The following is a 20152-nucleotide window of genomic DNA, read 5'->3' as shown; positions in this document are numbered from 1 at the left end:
ATGAGCTTACGTGAAAAAACCATCAGCGGGGCGAAATGGTCAGCGATGGCGACCATCGTCATCATTGGCCTCGGTCTGGTGCAGATGACCGTGTTGGCGCGCATTATTGATAATCACCAGTTCGGTCTGCTGACCGTCTCGCTGGTGATTATCGCGCTGGCCGATACGCTGTCTGATTTTGGTATCGCCAACTCGATTATCCAGCGCAAAGAGATCAGCCATCTTGAGTTGACCACCCTCTACTGGCTGAACGTGGGGCTGGGGATTTTCGTGTTCGTGCTGGTGTTCCTGCTGAGCGACACCATCGCCAGCGTGCTGCATAACCCGGATCTGGCTCCGCTGATGCGCACGCTGTCGTTTGCGTTCGTGGTGATCCCGCACGGGCAGCAGTTCCGCGCGCTGATGCAGAAAGAGCTGGAGTTCAACAAGATCGGCATGATTGAGACCAGCGCGGTGCTGGCGGGCTTTACCTTCACCGTGGTGAGCGCCCATTTCTGGCCGCTGGCGATGACCGCCATCCTCGGATACCTGGTTAACTCTGCCGTGCGTACGCTGCTGTTCGGCTACTTTGGCCGCAAGATCTACCGTCCCGGGCTGCATTTCTCTCTCGCATCCGTCTCGTCCAACCTGCGCTTTGGCGCGTGGCTGACGGCGGACAGCATCATCAACTATGTGAATACCAACCTGTCGACGCTGGTGCTGGCGCGTATTCTTGGCGCGAGCGTGGCGGGGGGCTACAACCTGGCCTACAACGTCGCGGTGGTGCCGCCGATGAAGCTGAACCCGATCATCACCCGCGTCCTGTTCCCGGCGTTCGCCAAGATTCAGGACGACACCGAGAAGCTGCGCGTTAACTTCTATAAGCTTCTTTCCGTGGTGGGGATCATTAACTTCCCGGTGCTGCTGGGGCTGATGGTGGTGTCCAGCAACTTCGTGCCGCTGGTGTTTGGCGAGAAGTGGAACGGCATCATCCCGATCCTGCAGCTGCTGTGCGTGGTGGGGCTCCTGCGCTCCGTGGGGAATCCGATTGGTTCCCTGCTGATGGCAAAAGCGCGCGTGGACATCAGCTTTAAGTTCAACGTGTTCAAAACTTTCCTGTTTATTCCGGCGATTATCGTCGGCGGGCATATGGCGGGCGCCATCGGCGTCACGCTGGGCTTCCTGCTGGTGCAGGTAGTCAATACCGTTCTGAGCTACTTCATCATGATCAAGCCGGTGCTGGGCTCCAGCTACCGTCAGTACATCCTGAGCCTGTGGCTGCCGTTCTATCTCTCGTTGCCGACCCTGGCGGTGAGCTACGGCCTGGGCATCATCCTCATCGGTCACCTGCCGCTGGCCGCGCTGCTGGCGGTGCAGGTTGCCGCGGGCGCGCTGGCATTTGGCGTGATGATTGTGCTGTCACGCAATGCGCTGGTGGTGGAGATGAAGCGCCAGTTTTGCCGTAACGAAAAAATGAAAACGCTGCTTCGCGCAGGCTAGTTATTTAAGAGGCCATTATGAAATTATTAATTCTTGGCAACCATACCTGCGGCAACCGTGGCGACAGCGCCATCCTGCGCGGTTTACTGGATGCAATTAACACCCTTAAGCCTGAGACCGAAGTAGACGTGATGAGCCGTTATCCGGTCAGCTCATCCTGGTTACTGAACCGCCCGGTAATGGGCGACCCGCTCTACAGCCAGATGAAACAGCACAACAACGCCGCGGGCGTGATGGGCCGGGTGAAGAAAGTGCTGCGTCGTCGCTATCAGCACCAGGTGCTGCTTTCCCGCGTGACCGATACCGGCAAGCTGCGCAACATCGCTATCGCGCAGGGCTTTACCGATTTTGTCCGTCTGCTGTCCGGCTACGACGCCATTATCCAGGTTGGCGGATCGTTCTTCGTCGATCTCTACGGCGTGCCGCAGTTTGAGCATGCGCTCTGCACCTTTATGGCGAAAAAACCGCTGTTTATGATTGGCCACAGCGTCGGGCCATTCCAGGATTCGCAGTTCAACCAGCTTGCAAACTACGTGTTCGGCCACTGCGACGCGCTGATCCTGCGCGAGTCGGTCAGCCTCGACATGATGAAGCGTAGCGAAATTGACACCTCAAAAGTTGAGCACGGCGTGGACACCGCGTGGCTGGTCGATCACCAGGACGACAGCTTCCAGCCGAGCTACGCGGTGCAGCACTGGCTCGACGTGGCGGCGAAACAGAAAACCGTTGCCATTACCCTGCGCGAGCTGGCGCCCTTCGATAAGCGTTTAGGCACGACTCAGGCGGCGTATGAGAAAGCCTTCGCCGACGTGGTGAACCGCGTGCTGGACAGCGGGTACCAGGTGCTGGCGCTCTCAACCTGCACCGGCATCGACAGCTACAACAAAGACGACCGCATGGTGGCGCTGAATCTGCGCAATCTGGTCAATGACCCGTCCCGCTATCACGTGGTGATGGACGAACTGAACGACCTGGAGATGGGCAAGCTGCTCTCCGCCTGCGACCTGACCGTCGGCACGCGTCTGCACTCCGCCATTATCTCCATGAACTTTGGCACGCCGGCCATTGCCATCAACTACGAACACAAATCAGCAGGCATCATGCAGCAGCTCGGTATGCCGGAAATGGCCGTGGATATCCGTCATCTGCTTGATGGGTCGCTCGGTGCGATGGTGGGCGACACGCTCGGCCAGCTGCCTGCGATCAATGAACGCCTGGCCGTGGCGGTGAAAGCCGAGCGCGAGAAGGGCATTGGGATGGTGAAATCGGTACTCGACCGCGTACGGGAGGGGAAATGAAGGTTGGTTTCTTCTTACTGAAATTTCCGCTGTCGTCTGAAACGTTTGTCCTGAACCAAATCACCGCGTTTATCGATATGGGATATGACGTGGAGATTATCGCCCTGCAAAAGGGCGATACCAAAAATACCCATGCGGCGTATACCCAGTATGGGCTGGAGGCGAAAACCCGCTGGCTGCAGGATGAGCCGTCCGGGAAGCTGAGCAAGCTGCGCCACCGTGCCAGCCAGACGCTGCGCGGGATCCACCGCGCGTCGACGTGGCGGGCGCTGAACGTTTCCCGCTATGGGGCCGAATCCCGCAATCTGATCCTGTCGGCCATCTGCGGGCAAACCGCGCAGCCGTATCGTGCCGACGTGTTTATCGCCCACTTTGGCCCGGCGGGCGTCACCGCCGCGAAGCTGCGCGAGCTGGGCGTGATTGACGGTAAAATTGCGACCATCTTCCACGGTATCGACATCTCCAGCCGCGAAGTGCTGAACCACTACACGCCGGAGTATCAGCAGCTGTTCAGGCGCGGCGACATGATGCTGCCTATCAGCGACCTGTGGGCCGGACGCCTGAAAAACATGGGCTGCCCGGGAGAGAAAATTGCCGTTTCGCGCATGGGCGTGGATTTAACGCGCTTTACCCGCCGTCCGGTGAAGGTGCCGGGCAAACCGCTGCAGATCATCTCCGTTGCTCGCCTGACCGAGAAGAAAGGCCTCCATGTGGCCATTGAAGCCTGCCGCCAGCTGAAAGCGCGCGGGGTAGATTTCCACTATCGCATTCTCGGCATTGGGCCGTGGGAGCGTCGTCTGCGCACGCTTATCGAACAGTATCAGCTGGAAGATGTCGTAGAGATGCCGGGCTTCAAGCCGAGCCACGAGGTCAAGGCCATGCTCGACGAGGCGGATGTCTTTCTGCTGCCTTCAGTGACGGGCGCCGATGGCGATATGGAAGGCATTCCGGTGGCGCTGATGGAGGCGATGGCCGTAGGTATTCCGGTGGTATCAACCCTGCACAGCGGCATCCCGGAGCTGATTCAGTCTGACCACTCCGGCTGGCTGGTGCCGGAGAATAACGCGATGGCCCTTGCGGACCGATTGGCAGCCTTCAGCGATATTGACCAGCAGGCGCTGGAGCCCGTGCTCCATAACGCCCGACAAAAAGTGGAAACCGATTTTAACCAGCAGGTGATTAACCGCCAGTTAGCGAGCCTGCTGCAAACGTTGTAACGCCGAGGATGTATGCTGAAAAAGATTACCCGACGCACCTTTGTCTCTTCTCTCTCCGTTCTGGCGGCCACGCCGCTGCTGTCGTCACGCATCGCGCGGGCGGCAAGCGGCAGAACGGTCTCTGTTAATCAGTACAACAACAACGACTGGATCGCCGCTTTTAAGCAGGCGTTTAATGACGGCGACACCGTTGTGGTCCCGGCCGGACTCACCTGCGAAAACATCAATACGGGCATTTTCATTCCCGACGGTAAAACGCTGCTGATCCGTGGGGCATTAACCGGCAACGGGCGCGGCCGCTTTGTTCTTCAGGAAGGCAGCAAAGTAATCGGTGAAGGTGCTGGTCGCACGGAGAACATTACGCTCGACGTTCGCGGCTCTGACTGCGTTATCAAAGGGCTGGCCATGAGCGGTTTTGGCCCGGTGACGCAGATCTACATCGGCGGCAAGAAACCGAGCATTATGCGCAATCTGCTGATTGATAACATCAGCGTAAGTCAGGCCAACTACGCAATCCTGCGCCAGGGTTTCCACAACCAGGTGGACGGAGCCCGCATCACCAACAGCAAATTTAGCCATCTGCAGGGGGATGCGATCGAGTGGAACGTCGCCATCAACGATCGCAATATCCTGATCTCCGATCATGTCATCGACAACATCAACTGCACCAACGGCAAAATCAACTGGGGCATCGGCATTGGCCTCGCCGGCAGCACCTATGATAACGACTACCCGGAAAAACAAACCGTTAAGAACTTCGTGGTGGCCAACATCACCGGCAGCAACTGTCGCCAGCTGGTGCACGTGGAAAACGGTAAACATTTTGTTATTCGCAATATTAAGGCCAAAAATATAACTCCCGACTTCAGTAAAAAGGCGGGAATAGACAACGCCACGGTGGCCATTTATGGCTGTGATAATTTCATTATTGATAATGTCGATATGGTGAACAGTGCCGGAATGTTAATCGGCTATGGGGTCATAAAAGGCGATTATTTGTCCATCCCGCAGAACTTCAAGCTCAACAATATTCATCTCGATAACCGACAGCTTGCGTATAAATTGCGCGGAATACAGATTTCATCCGGTAACGCCACCTCGTTTGTGGCGATAACCAACGTGGAAATGCAGCGTGCTACGCTTGAACTACACAACAAGCCGCAGCATCTTTTTTTACGCAACATCAATGTGATGCAGGAAGCCGCTGTGGGTCCCGCCCTGAAGATTAACTTCGACCTGCGCAAGGATGTGCGGGGTAAATTCATGGCGAAAGACGAGACGTTGCTGTCGCTGGCGAACATTAAAGCTGTGAATGAGAAGGGGCAGAGTTCGGTGGATATTGACCGGGTCGACCAGCAGGTGGTGAATGTGGAAAGGCTGAACTTTGCGCTTCCGCACAGATAATCGACAATCATCAGTTTTGAGACTATTCCTGGCATAAAAGCGCGATCTAATCAGATTACAACTACAGAAATTTGTGATGCTAAGGCGTAACATTGCCCAAGGATTACGGCAAATCATGCTGGCGAAAACAGCTTTAAGAGCTATAATTCGTCAACCATTTTAAGGTGGAAGAAATAATGATTAATTTGAAAGCAGTCATTCCGGTAGCAGGCCTGGGCATGCATATGCTGCCAGCCACAAAAGCCATTCCTAAAGAGATGCTGCCGATCGTCGACAAGCCAATGATTCAGTACATTGTCGACGAGATTGTTGCTGCAGGGATCAAAGAAATCGTCCTGGTTACGCACTCGTCCAAGAACGCGGTAGAAAACCACTTCGACACCTCTTACGAACTCGAAGCGCTGCTTGAGCAGCGCGTCAAACGCCAGCTGCTGGCGGAAGTGCAGTCTATTTGTCCGCCGGGCGTGACCATCATGAACGTGCGTCAGGCGCAGCCGCTGGGGCTGGGCCACTCTATCCTGTGTGCCCGTCCGGTTGTGGGTGATAACCCATTCATTGTTGTTCTTCCGGACATCATCATCGATACCGCTTCTGCCGATCCACTGCGTTACAACCTTGCGGCAATGGTGGCACGTTTCAATGAAACCGGCCGTAGCCAGGTGCTGGCGAAACGCATGAAGGGCGATCTCTCCGAGTACTCTGTGATCCAGACCAAAGAACCGCTGGAGACGGAAGGGCAGGTGAGCCGCATCGTTGAGTTTATCGAAAAACCGGATCAGCCGCAGACGCTGGACTCCGACCTGATGGCAGTGGGTCGTTACGTTCTGAACGCCGATATCTGGGCAGAGCTGGAAAAAACCGAGCCAGGCGCCTGGGATCGAATTCAGCTGACCGACGCGATTGCCGAACTGGCGAAGAAGCAGTCCGTTGACGCTATGCTGATGACCGGCGACAGCTATGACTGCGGTAAGAAAATGGGGTATATGCAGGCGTTCGTGAACTATGGGCTGCGTAACCTGAAGGAAGGGGCGAAGTTCCGTAAGAAAATCGAGCAACTGTTAGCTGAGTAGCTGTTTGGTTATTAGACAAACACAATAGCGGCAGAAGAGCAAATGATACATTCTCATCGCTCTCTGCCGTTTTTTATTTAAAAATCAGCGGGTCATGTACTGATGCTAAGAAACGCCATTAAGTTAAACTGTGGTTTTTTTCTTGTTTTGATGTGCAATTAGGACCACAATATCAGATTAAATCTTTCATACTCAATGTGTAAGAAAGATAGATTTTGAACAATTTGCCCATTGTTTCAGTGAACTGGTAGCTGTTGAGCCAGGGGCGGTAGCGTTGATTTTTCAAACTAAATTGATATTAAACAGTGTAGGTCACTATATGAAGCAAGCTTTATCGAGAATGAAAATAAAATTGTTATCATATTTTTATAAAAGAAAAAATCGGTCTACACAATTCGGTCGTTACACTGTGTTATTTCGTCGTGCACATATAACTAATTCTATAGTTGGTGATTATACGTATTTTGCAGGTACCGCCTCTGTCAACAATTGTCAGATCGGTAAATTTTGTTCGATTGCAGAAGGTGTCAAAATAGGTCTTGGAAAACATCCAGTTGATTTATTTTCTACACATCCAATATTTTACTCTGAAAATACATGCTTCCCTTATAGATTGAAAAATCATAGAGTTAGTAAAAAAATAATTGAGTCTATTACTGAATCCGAGAAAATCATCATAGGCAATGATGTTTGGATTGGCGTTAATGCCATCGTAATGGATGGTGTGACTATTGGCGATGGAGCCGTCATTGGGGCTGGATCGGTTGTTACCAAAGATGTACAACCTTATACTATTGTAGGTGGTGTTCCTGCGAAATTTATTAGGGACAGACATAACATAAAATGTTCCTGGTGGGAGTTTGATGTAGATACCCTTGTAGAATTTTCCTCAAATTTTAAAAAGGGATTATAATGTACGAATTGATGTTCAAGGTCAGGCGTAAAATAGCCACTCTTTTTTCTTCATTAATTTTTCGTATTTCATTTAAAAAATTCGGAATTAAAAGCGGTATTTTTAAACCTGATATATTGCAAGGGGTAAGATATATAGAGGTTGGAGATAGAGTGGTAATCCAACCGGGGTTGTGGGCATTGGCATTAAAAATTGATAACCATAATCCGATTCTGAATATAGGTGATAACGTTTATATTGGTCGCTTTTTACATATCGTAAGTGTGCGCCGTGTAATTATCGAAAAAAATGTTCTTATCGCCGATAAGGTATATATATCAGATAATCTTCATGAATACAAAAATATTCATATTCCAGTAAGCCAACAACCTGTAATATTCAAAGGGGATGTGGTTATTAAAGAGGGTGCTTGGATAGGGGAAAATGTCTCCATCATAGGTGCTTGCATTGGTAAAAATAGTGTGATCGCAGCAAATTCTGTAGTTACGAAAGATATCCCCGATTATTCTGTTTGTGCCGGTGTACCTGCAAAAGTTATCAAAAAATACTGTTTCGAACGAAATGAATGGATCAGTGTTTCTTAATGCAATCCATTTTTACTTATTTGAGATAAAAAATGAAAATATTAGTTACTGGTGCTGCCGGATTCATCGGTTCGGCATTAGCGCGTTATATTATTAATTCAACAACTGATTCTGTGGTAAATGTTGATAAGTTAACCTATGCAGGTAACCTTCAATCTTTAAAAGACATTGAAAACAGCGATCGTTATGCTTTTGTTCATGCTGATATTTGCGATGCACAGGTATTAGACGCAATTTTTTCAATTCATAAACCTGATGCAGTAATGCATCTGGCAGCAGAAAGTCACGTTGACCGTTCAATCACCGGTCCGGCTGCGTTTATTGAAACGAATATTGTTGGAACCTACGTCTTGCTTGAAGCAGCCAGAAAATACTGGCAAAACCTGGAAGGTGAAAAGAAACAGGGATTTCGTTTCCATCATATTTCAACCGATGAAGTGTATGGGGACCTACCTCATCCTGATGAATGGGATAATAACAAAAGTCTTCCATTGTTTACTGAGCATACCGCCTATGCTCCAAGCAGCCCGTACTCTGCCTCTAAAGCATCAAGCGATCATTTAGTACGCGCGTGGCATCGGACTTATAATTTCCCAACTATTGTGACTAACTGTTCAAACAATTATGGACCTTACCATTTCCCAGAAAAGTTAATCCCGTTGGTAATTCTCAATGCATTACAAGGTAAACCGTTGCCTATTTATGGCAAAGGTGATCAGATCCGTGACTGGTTGTACGTTGAGGATCATGCCCGTGCACTCTATACCGTTATCACGGAAGGTATCGTAGGTGAAACCTACAATATCGGCGGTTATAATGAGAAAAAAAATATTGAAGTAGTACAGACCATCTGCAATATTCTTGACGAAATAAAGCCGAAGAATACCTCATATAGCGAACAAATCACTTATGTTGCCGATCGCCCAGGCCACGATCGACGCTATGCTATCGATGCCAGTAAAATCACTCTGGAACTCGGCTGGAAACCTCAAGAGACCTTTGAATCTGGTATTAAGAAAACGATTCATTGGTATCTTGATAACCAGGATTGGGTCCAAAATATTATGAGTGGTGCCTATCAGGACTGGATCAATAAAAATTACGAGCAACGCTAATCTTTTCAACCCCGTCATAAGAAGCATTGAACATGTCAAAAAGAAAAGGAATTATTTTAGCCGGTGGTTCAGGTACTCGCCTTTACCCTGTGACGATGGCGGTTAGTAAACAGCTGCTGCCAATCTATGATAAGCCGATGATTTATTATCCGTTAAGCACGCTGATGCTTGCGGGTATTCGGGATATTCTCATCATCAGCACACCTCAGGATACCCCGCGCTTTGAGCAATTACTGGGTAACGGTAAAAAATGGGGACTGAACATTGAATATAAAGTCCAGGAAAGTCCTGATGGTCTTGCTCAGGCATTTATCATTGGTGAAGAGTTTATCGGTAACGATTCTTGTGCTTTAGTCCTTGGAGACAATGTTTTCTATGGTCACGATTTGCCAAAAGAACTTGAAATGGCAATGAATCAGGAAAAAGGAGCTACAGTCTTTGCCTATCATGTGAAAGACCCTGAACGTTATGGCGTGGTAGATTTCGATGAGAATGGCAAAGCGCTTTCTTTAGAAGAGAAACCACTGAAGCCAAAAAGTAATTACGCTGTGACTGGTCTCTATTTTTATGATAATGACGTCATTGAGATGGCTAAACAGCTGAAACCGTCAGCGCGTGGTGAATTAGAGATCACTGATATTAACCGCCTCTACCTGGAAAAAAATTCGCTCTCAGTTGCTATTATGGGACGTGGATATGCCTGGCTTGATACAGGAACGCATGAGAGTCTAATTGAGGCAGGTAACTTTATTCAGACGATCGAATCACGTCAAGGTCTCAAAGTTTCTTGCCCGGAAGAGATTGCTTATCGCAAAGGTTTCATTGATAAGAAACAGTTAGCAAAATTAGCCAAAGAACTCAATAAAAATGACTATGGCAAATATTTGCAGCATTTAGCTAAAGACTGAAAATCTAACATAAAGTACTAAAAAGTATGAAAATTATTGAAACGCCCTTAAAAGATGCTGTAATTATTGAACCTAAAGTTTTTGGTGACGAACGTGGCTATTTCTTCGAAGTATATCAGAAAAAACGTTACCAGGAATTAGGATTTGGTCTGGACTTTGTTCAGGATAATCGTTCTAAATCGACGAAAAATGTTCTGCGCGGGCTTCATTTTCAGAAAACAAAGCCTCAGGGTAAGTTAGTCTCAGTAACCCAGGGTTCTGTTTTTGATGTGGCCGTTGATCTCCGCCCAGAATCACCAACATTTGGTCAGCATCATTCAGTCATTCTATCCGAAGATAATTTTCTTCAGTTTTATATTCCTCCTGGTTTCGCTCATGGTTTCTGTGTATTAAGTGATACTGCTAGTTTCCAGTACAAATGCACAGATTATTATGATCCAACTGATGAAGGTGGTCTTATCTGGAACGATCCAGATCTGGGTATAGAATGGCCAGTTTCTAATCCTGTAGTTTCTGCTAAAGATTGTATTTTACCTTCACTTGCAAGTATCAAAGAACAGATTCTTAAAGGCTGGACAAATGGCTAAGTATACAGTTATTGGGGGTAACGGTTTTATTGGTTCACATATCGTTACATTGCTTAAAGAGCAAGGGCATGATGTCGTTGTTCCTGATCGCAACAGCTGCAATTCTCTCAATGGTGAGTTGGGCAAAGTCATTTATTGTGCTGGTAATGGTGATTGTGCCAAAAGCTATTTTTCTGTGCTGGAAGCAAATACGGTTTTGTTGGCAAAGTTACTGCAGGATGCACAGTTTGAAAAGCTGGTATATATATCCTCAACTCGAGTCTATATGAACCATCATAGCGCGAATGAAACTGACGATCTGGTAGTCACCGCGGATGATAACAGGAAGCTGTTTAATCTGACCAAACTGGTAGCAGAAGAATTGTGCCTTAAGAGCGAACGTGATGTTACTGTAGTTCGACCTAGCAATGTCTATGGTTTAGCGCTTAATAGTACATTATTCCTGCCGTCCATTATTCGTCATGCCATTAATAATGGTGAAATCAACATGTTTGTTGCACCTGAATATGCTAAGGACTATGTTTCGGTCAATGATGTCGCTAAAGCATGTGTGTGGTTGGCTGAAAACCAAAACACCAATAAAGAAATATACAATGTCGCATCTGGATTTAACGTCACAGCTAAGCAAATCGCTGATGTCATTGAAAAAGAGACGGCTTGTAAAGTTAACTGGCATGACGGTCATTTTCCTCGTGAAGAGTTCCCCGTAACAAGCATAAATAAGTTATCTACTGAAATTCCGGATTATAAACCACAACATGTGCTTGATGATTTGAAAATTATGATAGCTAGTTATAAAGAAGAACTGGCGAGATAAATATGAGTGGTTTTAAGCGGTTACTTAAAAACTCTTTATCTAATATAATAAATGGCTTCTCAAATGTAATACTTGGAATAGTTATCTCTCCAGTTTTACTACACAATCTTTCAAAGGTAGATTTTTCGATTTGGTCCCTTACTCTTCAGGTCGGGGTTTTGATCGGCATTTTTGGAATTGGTCTTCAGGTTACGGTAGGGCGTTTTGTCGCCCTTCATTTAAGTAACCCACAGAAAGTTCAAAAGGCAATGCATCAGTCATTGCTTTTTTCGTTACTGCTCAGCATGGTATGTTTGGGCGGAATATTTATTTTAGCAAAATTCTTTTTCTCATTTTTCCCTGAAGTTTCAGAAACCAACGCTAATGCTAAACTAATTCTTATATTAATTGGCAGTTCATTTGTCATTAATAACGTTTTCTCACCCTTTGTTGGTTATTTTACTGGTATAGAACGCAATGATATTACCGCTGGCATAAATATATTTTTTAAAGTGATTCTGGGCACGTTGATTCTGTTGCTTGTTCATCATGGTCTCGATGTTATTGCATGGGTTTATTTTGCAATAAACAGTTTTAATCAAATTGCATTTTATATTTTATATAAATTAAGAAATACATCTCAAAGAGCAAAGTTATCATTGGATATAAATTTATTTCGAACAATAGTTGTCTTTTTCAGCGGGCTCTTAGTATGGAATATAGCCCAGTTCTTAATTTCCGGTATAGGCACCTTTACCGTCGGTAAATACTCATTTCAGGAACTAGCTGGTTTTGCCGTATTAATGACGCTTGTTAATGCTGGGGTGGGAATTTTGGGAGCCATGATTAATCCTATAATTCAACCTATGATAAGGATGCACAATCACGGGAATAACCAGCATGTTGAACTTTTGGTTAACAAACTTATCTTCATTTTCTCGATGATTGTCTTTATCGGTGTCTTTATTGCCTGGTTTGCCGCTGTTCATATCCTCGGTGTCTGGTTGGGCTATCTGCAAGCGACGAACCTGCACGTAATGTTTTCTTTGCTGCTTGCGGCTTATCTTATCCGAATGATTGCAGCGCCCTACGGACTTATGTTAGTCGCCTACGGCAAACAATTATCAATCGCCTGGCTGCCGGTGCTCGAAGGACTATTAAACTTTGCGTTGTCGATTTTCTTTGTTCGTATCTATGGCGCGATTGGAATTGCCTATTCGACGTTTATTTCAGGCGTATTAATCATGGCGGTATACGCATGCAAGTATCGGGCTGAAGCTGAGTATAAGTCAAATCTGATATTTGTCTCTTTTCTGGTAATACCAGTGATGATAGCCATCTGCCTGGTCAGTCTGGTGATGACTCAGTCGGTAACTATCCATTGTATTATTTATGGCATCCAGATAGCTTTTATAGTTGTATTTACTGTCTTCATAATAAAACAAGTAAAAAGCATCAAGAATCTGTTAAATCAATACTAATATTGCTTAGGTGAAAGTGTGAAAAAAGTTGGACTCGTTACTGTTTTGTTCAATTCTCCAGGTGTGCTGCCTGACTTTTATTCGAGTGTTGAAAAACAAAAATATCATAACAAGCATCTTTATATTGTGGATAACAGTACAAATCAGGATTCTTTTAACTTAACGCAAGAAATTCTCTTGAGGAAAGACATAGAGTATACCTATATTAATAATGACGGAAATAATGTTGGGGTTGCGCAGGCCAACAACCAAGGCATTGAAGAAGCTTTAAAGGATGGGTGTGAGTATATATTACTCACTAATAACGATCTACTTTTTGAACAGGAAGATACCCTCAGCAAAATGATGAGTGTTGCTGAGGAGGGACAATACAAACTTGTTTCACCTGTAATATTCAGTTATCCAGAAAAAAAAGTCTGGTACGCAGGCGCATTTTTTAATAAGAAAAAAGCTATTGCCCCTCATCTTTTTGAGGGAGCCGACTACGATGATATTTACGCTAATATTCCAGAAGAGTGCGATTATGCACCAACATGTTTTTTACTTGTACATGCTTCGATGTTTGCCACTATAGGTATGATGGATGCTCGTTACTTTGCTTATTACGATGATACTGATTTTCTCTATCGTGCAAACATAGCTGGCACCCGAGTTAGAATTATTAATGAACCTCTAGTGTTTCATAAGGTTAGTACTTCTACTGGGGGGGGGTTAAGTCTATTTGGTGCATATTATTTGACAAGGAACCGTATATTTTTTGCCAGAAAAAATATTGAAGCTCCTTATTATATTGTTAGCGTTTTATTTACCATTGTAACCCGGTTGGTTTATCCACTTTGTCGCAAAACGCCATATAAGGTTTATAAGGCTTTTGTCAGGGGGATTATCGACGGACTAATGTTAAAAAATAAATGACTAAGAGGTTAAGGTGAGCGAAATTTCCAGTAGCACACTTGTCAATAACTATAATTTATCTACAACTTTTATTGTCAAATCACTTGTTGGGCTATTATTAATTAATTCGCTTTTTAGTGGTGTTGACTTTTCTCAGATTGGTTTGATGAAAGGCCTTTCAAGTATTGCTGATTTTGGCCTGAAGATCATCCTTGTAATCGTATTACTCCTACTTTTCAGGATTCGCAGTCTTAACCTTGCAAAGATATTCTTTTTTGCCTTTATCCTTCTCTTAGGTGCTGCGCTTGGTGCATTCTATCATGGTGCTGAATATGATAAAACCTTCGCGCTTTTACTAAATATGCTCTTATGGTTTGTTATATTTAGTTATGCTAAAGAACTTGAAAGTAACTTTGATATATATCGTTTTAGTGTCAAGATATCAAGTTTATTTCTTGGTGTGGCGCTGATACTTTACATCATGGCGAAGTTTGGTTTTCATGTTAAAGTATTAGGTGGGGCTTGGTTATATGATGAAAACTTTCGCTTTGCAGGCACTTTTGCAGAGCCAAGTTTAAATGGCTATTTTTATGGTCTAATGTTCTTGATGGTGATGTTGTCTAATCAAAAGTACAGACTAATTCTTGCGTGTATGTTTGCCATTACCACCTATATTTCAGGTGCTAAATTTTCATTCCTGATAATCCCAGTGCTCCTTGGGCTAGTCTATTTTTTCAAGGTGAAGGGTTTTTATAATTATACATATCAACTCATTCCGTTATCTTTTATTGTTCTTTTTGTCAGTCTTGCATTCATCTATTATGACCTTTTTGCACTCATTGCAGCTAATTTGTCAAATTCTGCAACGATGACGTATGTAACTCGTCTGGGTTTCCCTATTGTCAGCATATGGCATCTTAGTGATTATCCACTTGGCAGTGGAGTATATGGTTTCAAGAGCACGCTATCACCTTTTATACATGACTATTGTCAGGCTCTTTCTGGTTTGGACGTAAACTGTAATGAGATGAGATCTTATTTATCTTCGTCGGATCCCAGTGCCTATGAAAGTTTTGCACCAAAAGATGTCTTAAGTTTTATTATTTTAAGTTTCGGCCTGCCGGGCTTGCTCATATTTGTCCTGGGTATATGTTTGTTGTCAGCCAGACTTAAAGCAAATAAGAACCACTTTATCATTCTAATGTATATTGTTGCTTCGATGCTCTTTACATTACCTTTTAGATTTATTCTTTTTTATTCCTTCTTTATGTTTCAGTGTTACATCTACAGAATGCCGAGTAATAAATGATCTATATTAATGCGAGATTTTTGACTCAACGTAAAACTGGTGTACAGCAATATGCATTGGTACTATGTAGGGAACTCGTTAAACACGTTCCTGATATCTGTTTTTTGACACCGAAAACTGACCTCATTGATGAGAAATGGAGGAAGGAATTTAATATCCTTCAAATAGGAAAACGTAACGGTCACTTCTGGGAACAAATCGAATTACCTCGTTATCTAAGAAGCGTCGGTAGCCCGTTACTGCTCTGCTTCACTGGGTTATCACCTGCGTTTTACAAGAACTGTTACTTTACTATCCATGATATGTCATTGTACGCATATCCAAAGTGGTTCCGTTTCTTATACCGTGCTGTATACAAGGTTAACTATGCCATTCAGTCGAAAATTGCGAGAGGTATCTTTACGGTTAGTGACTTTTCAAAATCAGAGATAGAGAAATATTTGACGGTTGATCCAGATAAGATCACTGTATTGCCAAACTCCGTAGATACATCTATTAACCTCAAGAATCATATTGCAAGCGAAGCGGTTAAGCATAAAGAGATTTTATTGGTTGGTACCTTAGAGCCGAGAAAAAATATCGAGTTTGTTATTAATGCTTTTTTGAATTCAAAAATCGAAGATTATAAACTCATCGTGGTGGGAGGGTTAGGGACAGCTTTCTCAAAAGTGACGTTTTCACAGCATGAGAACATTGTCTTCTGTGGATATCTATCAGATGACGATTTAGAGTTAAAATACAGAGATGCTTCTATTTTTGTCTATCCGTCACTATATGAAGGTTTCGGACTTCCTCCTCTGGAAGCAATGCAACGCGGTTGTCCTGTAATGGCTTCTGACCGCGCAAGTATCCCTGAAGTTTGTGGCGATGCGGCATATTATTTTAATCCAGAGGACTCATTAGATTTTAGTTCTAAGTTACGTGAATTGATTGAAAATTATGATGAGCTCAGTCCTGTATTGATTCGCAATGGATATCATCGGTTAGAAAAATTTGACGTACGTGATGTTGCATCGAAACTTATGGATGTGATCTCTCAAAGGAATATTTGAATGAAGGTTTTACAGTTTAGCAAATTTTACCCTCCAGTACATGGTGGAATCGAACAGGTAGCATTCGATATAAGTGAAGGTATCGCAAAAAGTAATGACCAACCTGTTGATGTACTCTGTGTTGATCCAATTGGAGAAAGAAAAAATGACGACAAACTCCGTTATAAAGTTTACCGTCAGAAATTGTTTGCACAGCTTTTTTCAACACCGTTATCATTTTCCTTAATATCCCGATGGAGAACGATAAGAAATAATTATGATGTTATCCATGTCCATCTTCCAAATCCACTGGCTGTTTTGGCACTCTTTTTATTCCCGCCCAAAGGGAAGATAGTTCTCCATTGGCACAGCGATATTGTTAAGCAAAAAAAATTATTGATGCTTTTTGCTCCGCTACAAAAATGGATTTTAGATAAGTGTACCAGAATTATCGTTACTAGCCCTGTGTATGGGCAGTCTTCTCCAACTTTACAGCCTTATCAGGATAAAATTGTTTGTATTCCAATTGGGGTTGATACCCGTGTTATGCCACTGAATGAGGATCTTGAAAAAAGTATCAAGCAACGTTATCAAAATAAAAAAATAATTTTTTCTTTGGGTCGTCTTGTTTACTATAAGGGTATGGAATACCTGATTGATGCTGCGAAGGAACTTCCTGAAGATTACATTGTTCTTATTGGCGGTACTGGCCCATTGATTGATTCATTAATGCAAAAAATTGCTAATGATGGATTGTCAGATAAAGTAATTCTTCTTGGTAGTATCAATTATTCGGATTTGGCTTCTTATTATAAAGCATGTGACGTTTTTTGTCTGCCATCTATTCATGAATCTGAAGCTTTTGGTGTGGTTCAGTTAGAAGCTATGAGTTTCTCCAGACCGCTTGTGTCGACAAATATTCCACGAAGTGGTGTGGCCTGGGTTAATCAGCATAACGAGACTGGCATCGTTGTTGAGCCGAATGATGCTAAAGCACTTGCTAAAGGAATTGTTTCTGTTATTCAAAGTAGTGAGACATATAGTAAAGGCGCGAAAGCCAGATTTGATACTATGTTTACTAAAGAGTTGATGGTTAAGAATATAATTAATTTATATTCATCATTAAAGTGAGTTCAATCATGTCATTATTTCCTGTTGTTATGGCCGGGGGCTCCGGTAGTCGTTTATGGCCGCTTTCTCGTGTTCTCTATCCAAAACAATTTCTCTGTCTGGAAGGTGAACTGACAATGTTACAAGCGACAATTAACCGATTACAGGGCATTGAATGCGAAAGTCCCGTCGTCATTTGTAACGAACAGCACCGCTTTATCGTTGCCGAGCAACTGCGCCAGATGAATAAACTCACTGAGAATATCATCCTTGAACCGGTTGGTCGTAATACTGCTCCGGCGATAGCGTTGGCTGCACTTGCTGCAGTTCGAACCCAGCACGAGGGCAATGCGCTCATGCTGGTTCTGGCCGCCGATCACGTCATACAGGATGAAGAAGCTTTCCGTAATTCAGTTCGTAAGGCGCTGCCTTATGCTGAAAATGGAAAGCTTGTGACCTTTGGCATCGTCCCGCATAAACCAGAGACTGGCTATGGTTATATTTGTCGAGGTGTGCCATGCGTTGACGTTGAGCATGCAGATGCATTTGAGGTCGCGCAATTTGTTGAGAAACCTAATCTTGAAACGGCGGAAGCCTATGTTGCCTGCGGTGAATACTACTGGAATAGCGGGATGTTTCTCTTCCGTGCCGATCGCTATCTTGAGGAACTGAAAAAATATCGTCCGGATATTCTTAAGGCGTGCGAAAAGGCCATGAGCTCTGTTGATCCTGACCTCAACTTTATTCGCGTTGACGAGGAAGCTTTCAGAGCTTGTCCTGATGAGTCGATTGATTATGCTGTGATGGAACAGACTTCAGATGCTGTTGTTGTGCCAATGGATGCTGGCTGGAGTGATGTCGGCTCCTGGTCTTCGCTTTGGGATATTAGCCATAAGACTCCAGAGGGTAACGTCGTTACAGGTGACGTCTTGTCCTGCAATACCGAAAATAGTTTCCTGTATTCTGAATCCGGGCTATTGACTACTGTTGGGGTGAAAGATTTAGTCGTTGTGCAGACCAAGGATGCTGTATTGATTGCCGATCGTAACGCCGTTCAGGATGTGAAGAAAATTGTCGAATCGATCAAAGCAGACGGCCGTCATGAACATCATACTCACCGCGAAGTTTATCGTCCCTGGGGTAAATATGACTCGATTGATACGGGAAGCCGCTATCAAGTTAAGCGATTGACCGTAAAGCCGGGCGAAGGTATCTCTCTTCAGATGCATCACCATCGTGCTGAGCATTGGATAGTCGTCGCAGGAACTGCGCAAGTTACAATTAACGAGCAAACCAAACTCCTCGGTGAAAATGAGTCTATTTATATTCCTGTTGGAGCAACGCACTGTCTGGAGAACCCTGGAAAGATCCCTTTGGAATTGATTGAGGTTCGCTCAGGCTCTTATCTTGGAGAGGATGATATTGTACGTTTTGCTGACAGGTATGGTCGTGTTTGAGATTACGGTAAAATTATCATGGAAAAATTAACCTGTTTTAAAGCCTACGATATTCGCGGCAAGCTGGGCGAAGAGCTGAATGAAGACATCGCGTGGCGCATCGGCCGCGCGTATGGCGAATATTTAAAACCGCAGACCATCGTGCTGGGCGGCGACGTGCGTCTGACCAGTGAATCCCTGAAGCTGGCCCTGGCGAAAGGGCTGCAGGACGCGGGCGTGGACGTGCTGGATATCGGCCTTTCCGGGACAGAAGAGATTTATTTTGCCACCTTCCACCTGGGCGTGGACGGCGGTATCGAAGTGACGGCCAGCCACAACCCGATGGACTACAACGGCATGAAGCTGGTGCGCAAGGGCGCCCGTCCTATCAGCGGCGACACCGGCCTGCGCGACGTGCAGCGCCTGGCGGAAGCCAACGACTTCCCGCCGGTGAACGACGCGAAGCGCGGCAGCTACAAAAAAATCAACCTGCAGAAAGAGTACATCGACCACCTGCTGGGCTACATCAACGTGGCGAACCTCAAGCCGCTGAAGCTGGTCATCAACTCCGGTAACGGCGCGGCCGGCCCGGTGGTGGATGCGCTGGAAGCCCGCTTTAAGGCGCTGAACGTGCCGGTGACCTTCGTCAAGGTGCACAACACCCCGGACGGCAACTTCCCGAACGGTATTCCTAACCCGCTGCTGCCGGAGTGCCGCGACGACACCCGCAACGCGGTGATTGAGCACGGCGCGGACATGGGCATCGCCTTTGACGGCGACTTCGACCGCTGCTTCCTGTTCGACGAGAAAGGGCAGTTCATCGAGGGCTACTACATTGTCGGCCTGCTGGCGGAAGCGTTCCTCGAGAAAAACCCGGGCGCGAAAATCATTCATGACCCGCGCCTTTCCTGGAACACCGTCGACGTGGTGTCAGCGGCGGGCGGCACGCCGGTGATGTCCAAAACCGGCCACGCCTTCATCAAAGAGCGCATGCGCGAAGAAGACGCCATCTACGGCGGCGAGATGAGCGCCCACCACTACTTCCGTGATTTTGCCTACTGCGACAGCGGGATGATCCCGTGGCTGCTGGTGACCGAGCTGCTGTGCCTGAAGGGGCAGACGCTGGGCGAGCTGGTGCGCGACCGCATGGCGGCGTTCCCGGCGAGCGGGGAGATCAACAGCAAGCTGGCGCAGCCGGCCGAGGCCATTGCCCGCGTGGAGCAGCACTTTGCGATCCACGCGCTGGAAATTGACCGTACGGACGGCATCAGCATGGCATTCCCGCAGTGGCGCTTTAACCTGCGCTCGTCCAACACCGAGCCGGTGGTGCGCCTGAACGTGGAGTCCCGTGCTGACACGGCGCTGATGGAAGAGAAAACGCAAGAAATTCTGGCTTTGCTCAGGAAGTGAGGGTCTGCCGCCAGCGTATTTCTGGCGGCTTGACTGTACCTGGATTGTGCAATCAGTGTGACATAGATCAGCAAAAGCTATTCATGTCACCTAATACTGAGTTAACATCT

At 45.9% G+C, this 20152-nt stretch carries 18 protein-coding genes; all 18 read left to right on the top strand.

Features of this window, described 5'->3' with window-relative positions:
- The 18 genes from wzxC (at nucleotide 1) to cpsG (ending at nucleotide 20042) form a co-directional block, all read left to right on the top strand.
- Nucleotides 1-1479: a colanic acid undecaprenyl disphosphate flippase WzxC gene (gene wzxC, locus F0320_RS14140; protein ID WP_126331322.1), complete on the top strand. Its 1479-nt coding sequence runs from the start codon at nucleotides 1-3 to the stop codon at nucleotides 1477-1479.
- Between the two features lie 17 nt (nucleotides 1480-1496).
- On the top strand, nucleotides 1497-2777 hold the full coding sequence (wcaK, locus tag F0320_RS14135) for a colanic acid biosynthesis pyruvyl transferase WcaK (RefSeq protein ID WP_126331320.1): 1281 nt from the start codon (nucleotides 1497-1499) through the stop codon (nucleotides 2775-2777).
- A complete protein-coding gene (gene wcaL, locus F0320_RS14130) occupies nucleotides 2774-3994 on the top strand; it encodes a colanic acid biosynthesis glycosyltransferase WcaL (RefSeq protein ID WP_126331318.1) in 1221 nt (406 codons plus the stop codon). The genes wcaK and wcaL overlap by 4 nt, the downstream gene beginning before the upstream one ends.
- A gap of 12 nt (nucleotides 3995-4006) precedes the next feature.
- Nucleotides 4007-5398: a colanic acid biosynthesis protein WcaM gene (wcaM, locus tag F0320_RS14125; RefSeq protein WP_126331316.1), complete on the top strand. Its 1392-nt coding sequence runs from the start codon at nucleotides 4007-4009 to the stop codon at nucleotides 5396-5398.
- Between the two features lie 176 nt (nucleotides 5399-5574).
- Nucleotides 5575-6468, top strand: a complete 894-nt coding sequence (galF, locus tag F0320_RS14120; RefSeq protein WP_023312389.1) for a GalU regulator GalF — start codon at nucleotides 5575-5577, stop codon at nucleotides 6466-6468.
- 319 nt (nucleotides 6469-6787) lie between these two features.
- Entirely contained in the window at nucleotides 6788-7381 is a 594-nt protein-coding gene (locus tag F0320_RS14115) for a CatB-related O-acetyltransferase (protein WP_126331314.1), read from the top strand.
- Nucleotides 7381-7965: an acyltransferase gene (locus F0320_RS14110; RefSeq protein ID WP_039262641.1), complete on the top strand. Its 585-nt coding sequence runs from the start codon at nucleotides 7381-7383 to the stop codon at nucleotides 7963-7965. The genes F0320_RS14115 and F0320_RS14110 overlap by 1 nt, the downstream gene beginning before the upstream one ends.
- A 32-nt stretch (nucleotides 7966-7997) precedes the next feature.
- The gene (gene rfbB / locus F0320_RS14105) at nucleotides 7998-9080 is read left to right on the top strand and encodes a dTDP-glucose 4,6-dehydratase (RefSeq protein WP_126331313.1); all 1083 of its coding nucleotides are present in this window, start codon (nucleotides 7998-8000) and stop codon (nucleotides 9078-9080) included.
- A gap of 32 nt (nucleotides 9081-9112) precedes the next feature.
- Nucleotides 9113-9988 (top strand): glucose-1-phosphate thymidylyltransferase RfbA, encoded by an 876-nt coding sequence (gene rfbA, locus F0320_RS14100; protein ID WP_039262639.1) that lies wholly within the window; start codon nucleotides 9113-9115, stop codon nucleotides 9986-9988.
- A gap of 26 nt (nucleotides 9989-10014) precedes the next feature.
- Entirely contained in the window at nucleotides 10015-10575 is a 561-nt protein-coding gene (gene rfbC / locus F0320_RS14095; RefSeq protein ID WP_039262638.1) for a dTDP-4-dehydrorhamnose 3,5-epimerase, read from the top strand.
- Nucleotides 10568-11392 (top strand): NAD-dependent epimerase/dehydratase family protein, encoded by an 825-nt coding sequence (locus tag F0320_RS14090; RefSeq protein WP_126331311.1) that lies wholly within the window; start codon nucleotides 10568-10570, stop codon nucleotides 11390-11392. Before rfbC ends, F0320_RS14090 begins: the two co-directional genes overlap by 8 nt.
- Nucleotides 11393-11394: 2 nt before the next feature.
- The gene (locus tag F0320_RS14085) at nucleotides 11395-12852 is read left to right on the top strand and encodes an oligosaccharide flippase family protein (protein WP_126331309.1); all 1458 of its coding nucleotides are present in this window, start codon (nucleotides 11395-11397) and stop codon (nucleotides 12850-12852) included.
- 18 nt (nucleotides 12853-12870) lie between these two features.
- The gene (locus tag F0320_RS14080; RefSeq protein WP_126331307.1) at nucleotides 12871-13767 is read left to right on the top strand and encodes a glycosyltransferase family 2 protein; all 897 of its coding nucleotides are present in this window, start codon (nucleotides 12871-12873) and stop codon (nucleotides 13765-13767) included.
- A 13-nt stretch (nucleotides 13768-13780) separates the two neighbouring features.
- The gene (locus tag F0320_RS14075; protein WP_126331305.1) at nucleotides 13781-15055 is read left to right on the top strand and encodes an oligosaccharide repeat unit polymerase; all 1275 of its coding nucleotides are present in this window, start codon (nucleotides 13781-13783) and stop codon (nucleotides 15053-15055) included.
- A complete protein-coding gene (locus F0320_RS14070) occupies nucleotides 15052-16107 on the top strand; it encodes a glycosyltransferase family 4 protein (protein WP_126331303.1) in 1056 nt (351 codons plus the stop codon). The genes F0320_RS14075 and F0320_RS14070 overlap by 4 nt, the downstream gene beginning before the upstream one ends.
- Nucleotides 16108-17217: a glycosyltransferase gene (locus F0320_RS14065; protein WP_126331301.1), complete on the top strand. Its 1110-nt coding sequence runs from the start codon at nucleotides 16108-16110 to the stop codon at nucleotides 17215-17217.
- Nucleotides 17218-17225: 8 nt separating this feature from the next.
- Nucleotides 17226-18653: a mannose-1-phosphate guanyltransferase gene (gene cpsB, locus F0320_RS14060; protein ID WP_126331299.1), complete on the top strand. Its 1428-nt coding sequence runs from the start codon at nucleotides 17226-17228 to the stop codon at nucleotides 18651-18653.
- A gap of 18 nt (nucleotides 18654-18671) precedes the next feature.
- Nucleotides 18672-20042 carry a colanic acid biosynthesis phosphomannomutase CpsG gene (gene cpsG, locus F0320_RS14055; protein WP_055703382.1) on the top strand — a complete coding sequence of 457 codons (1371 nt, stop codon included), beginning with the start codon at nucleotides 18672-18674 and terminating at the stop codon, nucleotides 20040-20042.
- The last annotated feature ends 110 nt before the right edge of the window (nucleotides 20043-20152 follow it).

This window comes from Enterobacter dykesii, assembly GCF_008364625.2.
In the GTDB taxonomy this organism is placed as follows: Bacteria; Pseudomonadota; Gammaproteobacteria; order Enterobacterales; family Enterobacteriaceae; genus Enterobacter; species Enterobacter dykesii.
The sequence above is the reverse complement of the archived record's forward strand: the minus strand, read 5'-3'. Positions and strand labels throughout refer to the sequence as shown.

Excerpts from the sequence above, each read along its gene's own strand:
- F0320_RS14110 (WP_039262641.1), top strand. The coding sequence starts at position 7,381 with ATGTACGAATTGATGTTCAAGGTCAGGCGTAAAATAGCCACTCTTTTT.
- F0320_RS14070 (WP_126331303.1), top strand. The coding sequence starts at position 15,052 with ATGATCTATATTAATGCGAGATTTTTGACTCAACGTAAAACTGGTGTA.
- wcaL (WP_126331318.1), top strand. The coding sequence starts at position 2,774 with ATGAAGGTTGGTTTCTTCTTACTGAAATTTCCGCTGTCGTCTGAAACG.
- F0320_RS14115 (WP_126331314.1), top strand. The coding sequence starts at position 6,788 with ATGAAGCAAGCTTTATCGAGAATGAAAATAAAATTGTTATCATATTTT.
- F0320_RS14065 (WP_126331301.1), top strand. The coding sequence starts at position 16,108 with ATGAAGGTTTTACAGTTTAGCAAATTTTACCCTCCAGTACATGGTGGA.
- wcaK (WP_126331320.1), top strand. The coding sequence starts at position 1,497 with ATGAAATTATTAATTCTTGGCAACCATACCTGCGGCAACCGTGGCGAC.
- cpsG (WP_055703382.1), top strand. The coding sequence starts at position 18,672 with ATGGAAAAATTAACCTGTTTTAAAGCCTACGATATTCGCGGCAAGCTG.
- wzxC (WP_126331322.1), top strand. The coding sequence starts at position 1 with ATGAGCTTACGTGAAAAAACCATCAGCGGGGCGAAATGGTCAGCGATG.
- wcaM (WP_126331316.1), top strand. The coding sequence starts at position 4,007 with ATGCTGAAAAAGATTACCCGACGCACCTTTGTCTCTTCTCTCTCCGTT.
- galF (WP_023312389.1), top strand. The coding sequence starts at position 5,575 with ATGATTAATTTGAAAGCAGTCATTCCGGTAGCAGGCCTGGGCATGCAT.
- rfbB (WP_126331313.1), top strand. The coding sequence starts at position 7,998 with ATGAAAATATTAGTTACTGGTGCTGCCGGATTCATCGGTTCGGCATTA.
- F0320_RS14090 (WP_126331311.1), top strand. The coding sequence starts at position 10,568 with ATGGCTAAGTATACAGTTATTGGGGGTAACGGTTTTATTGGTTCACAT.
- rfbC (WP_039262638.1), top strand. The coding sequence starts at position 10,015 with ATGAAAATTATTGAAACGCCCTTAAAAGATGCTGTAATTATTGAACCT.
- cpsB (WP_126331299.1), top strand. The coding sequence starts at position 17,226 with ATGTCATTATTTCCTGTTGTTATGGCCGGGGGCTCCGGTAGTCGTTTA.
- F0320_RS14085 (WP_126331309.1), top strand. The coding sequence starts at position 11,395 with ATGAGTGGTTTTAAGCGGTTACTTAAAAACTCTTTATCTAATATAATA.
- rfbA (WP_039262639.1), top strand. The coding sequence starts at position 9,113 with ATGTCAAAAAGAAAAGGAATTATTTTAGCCGGTGGTTCAGGTACTCGC.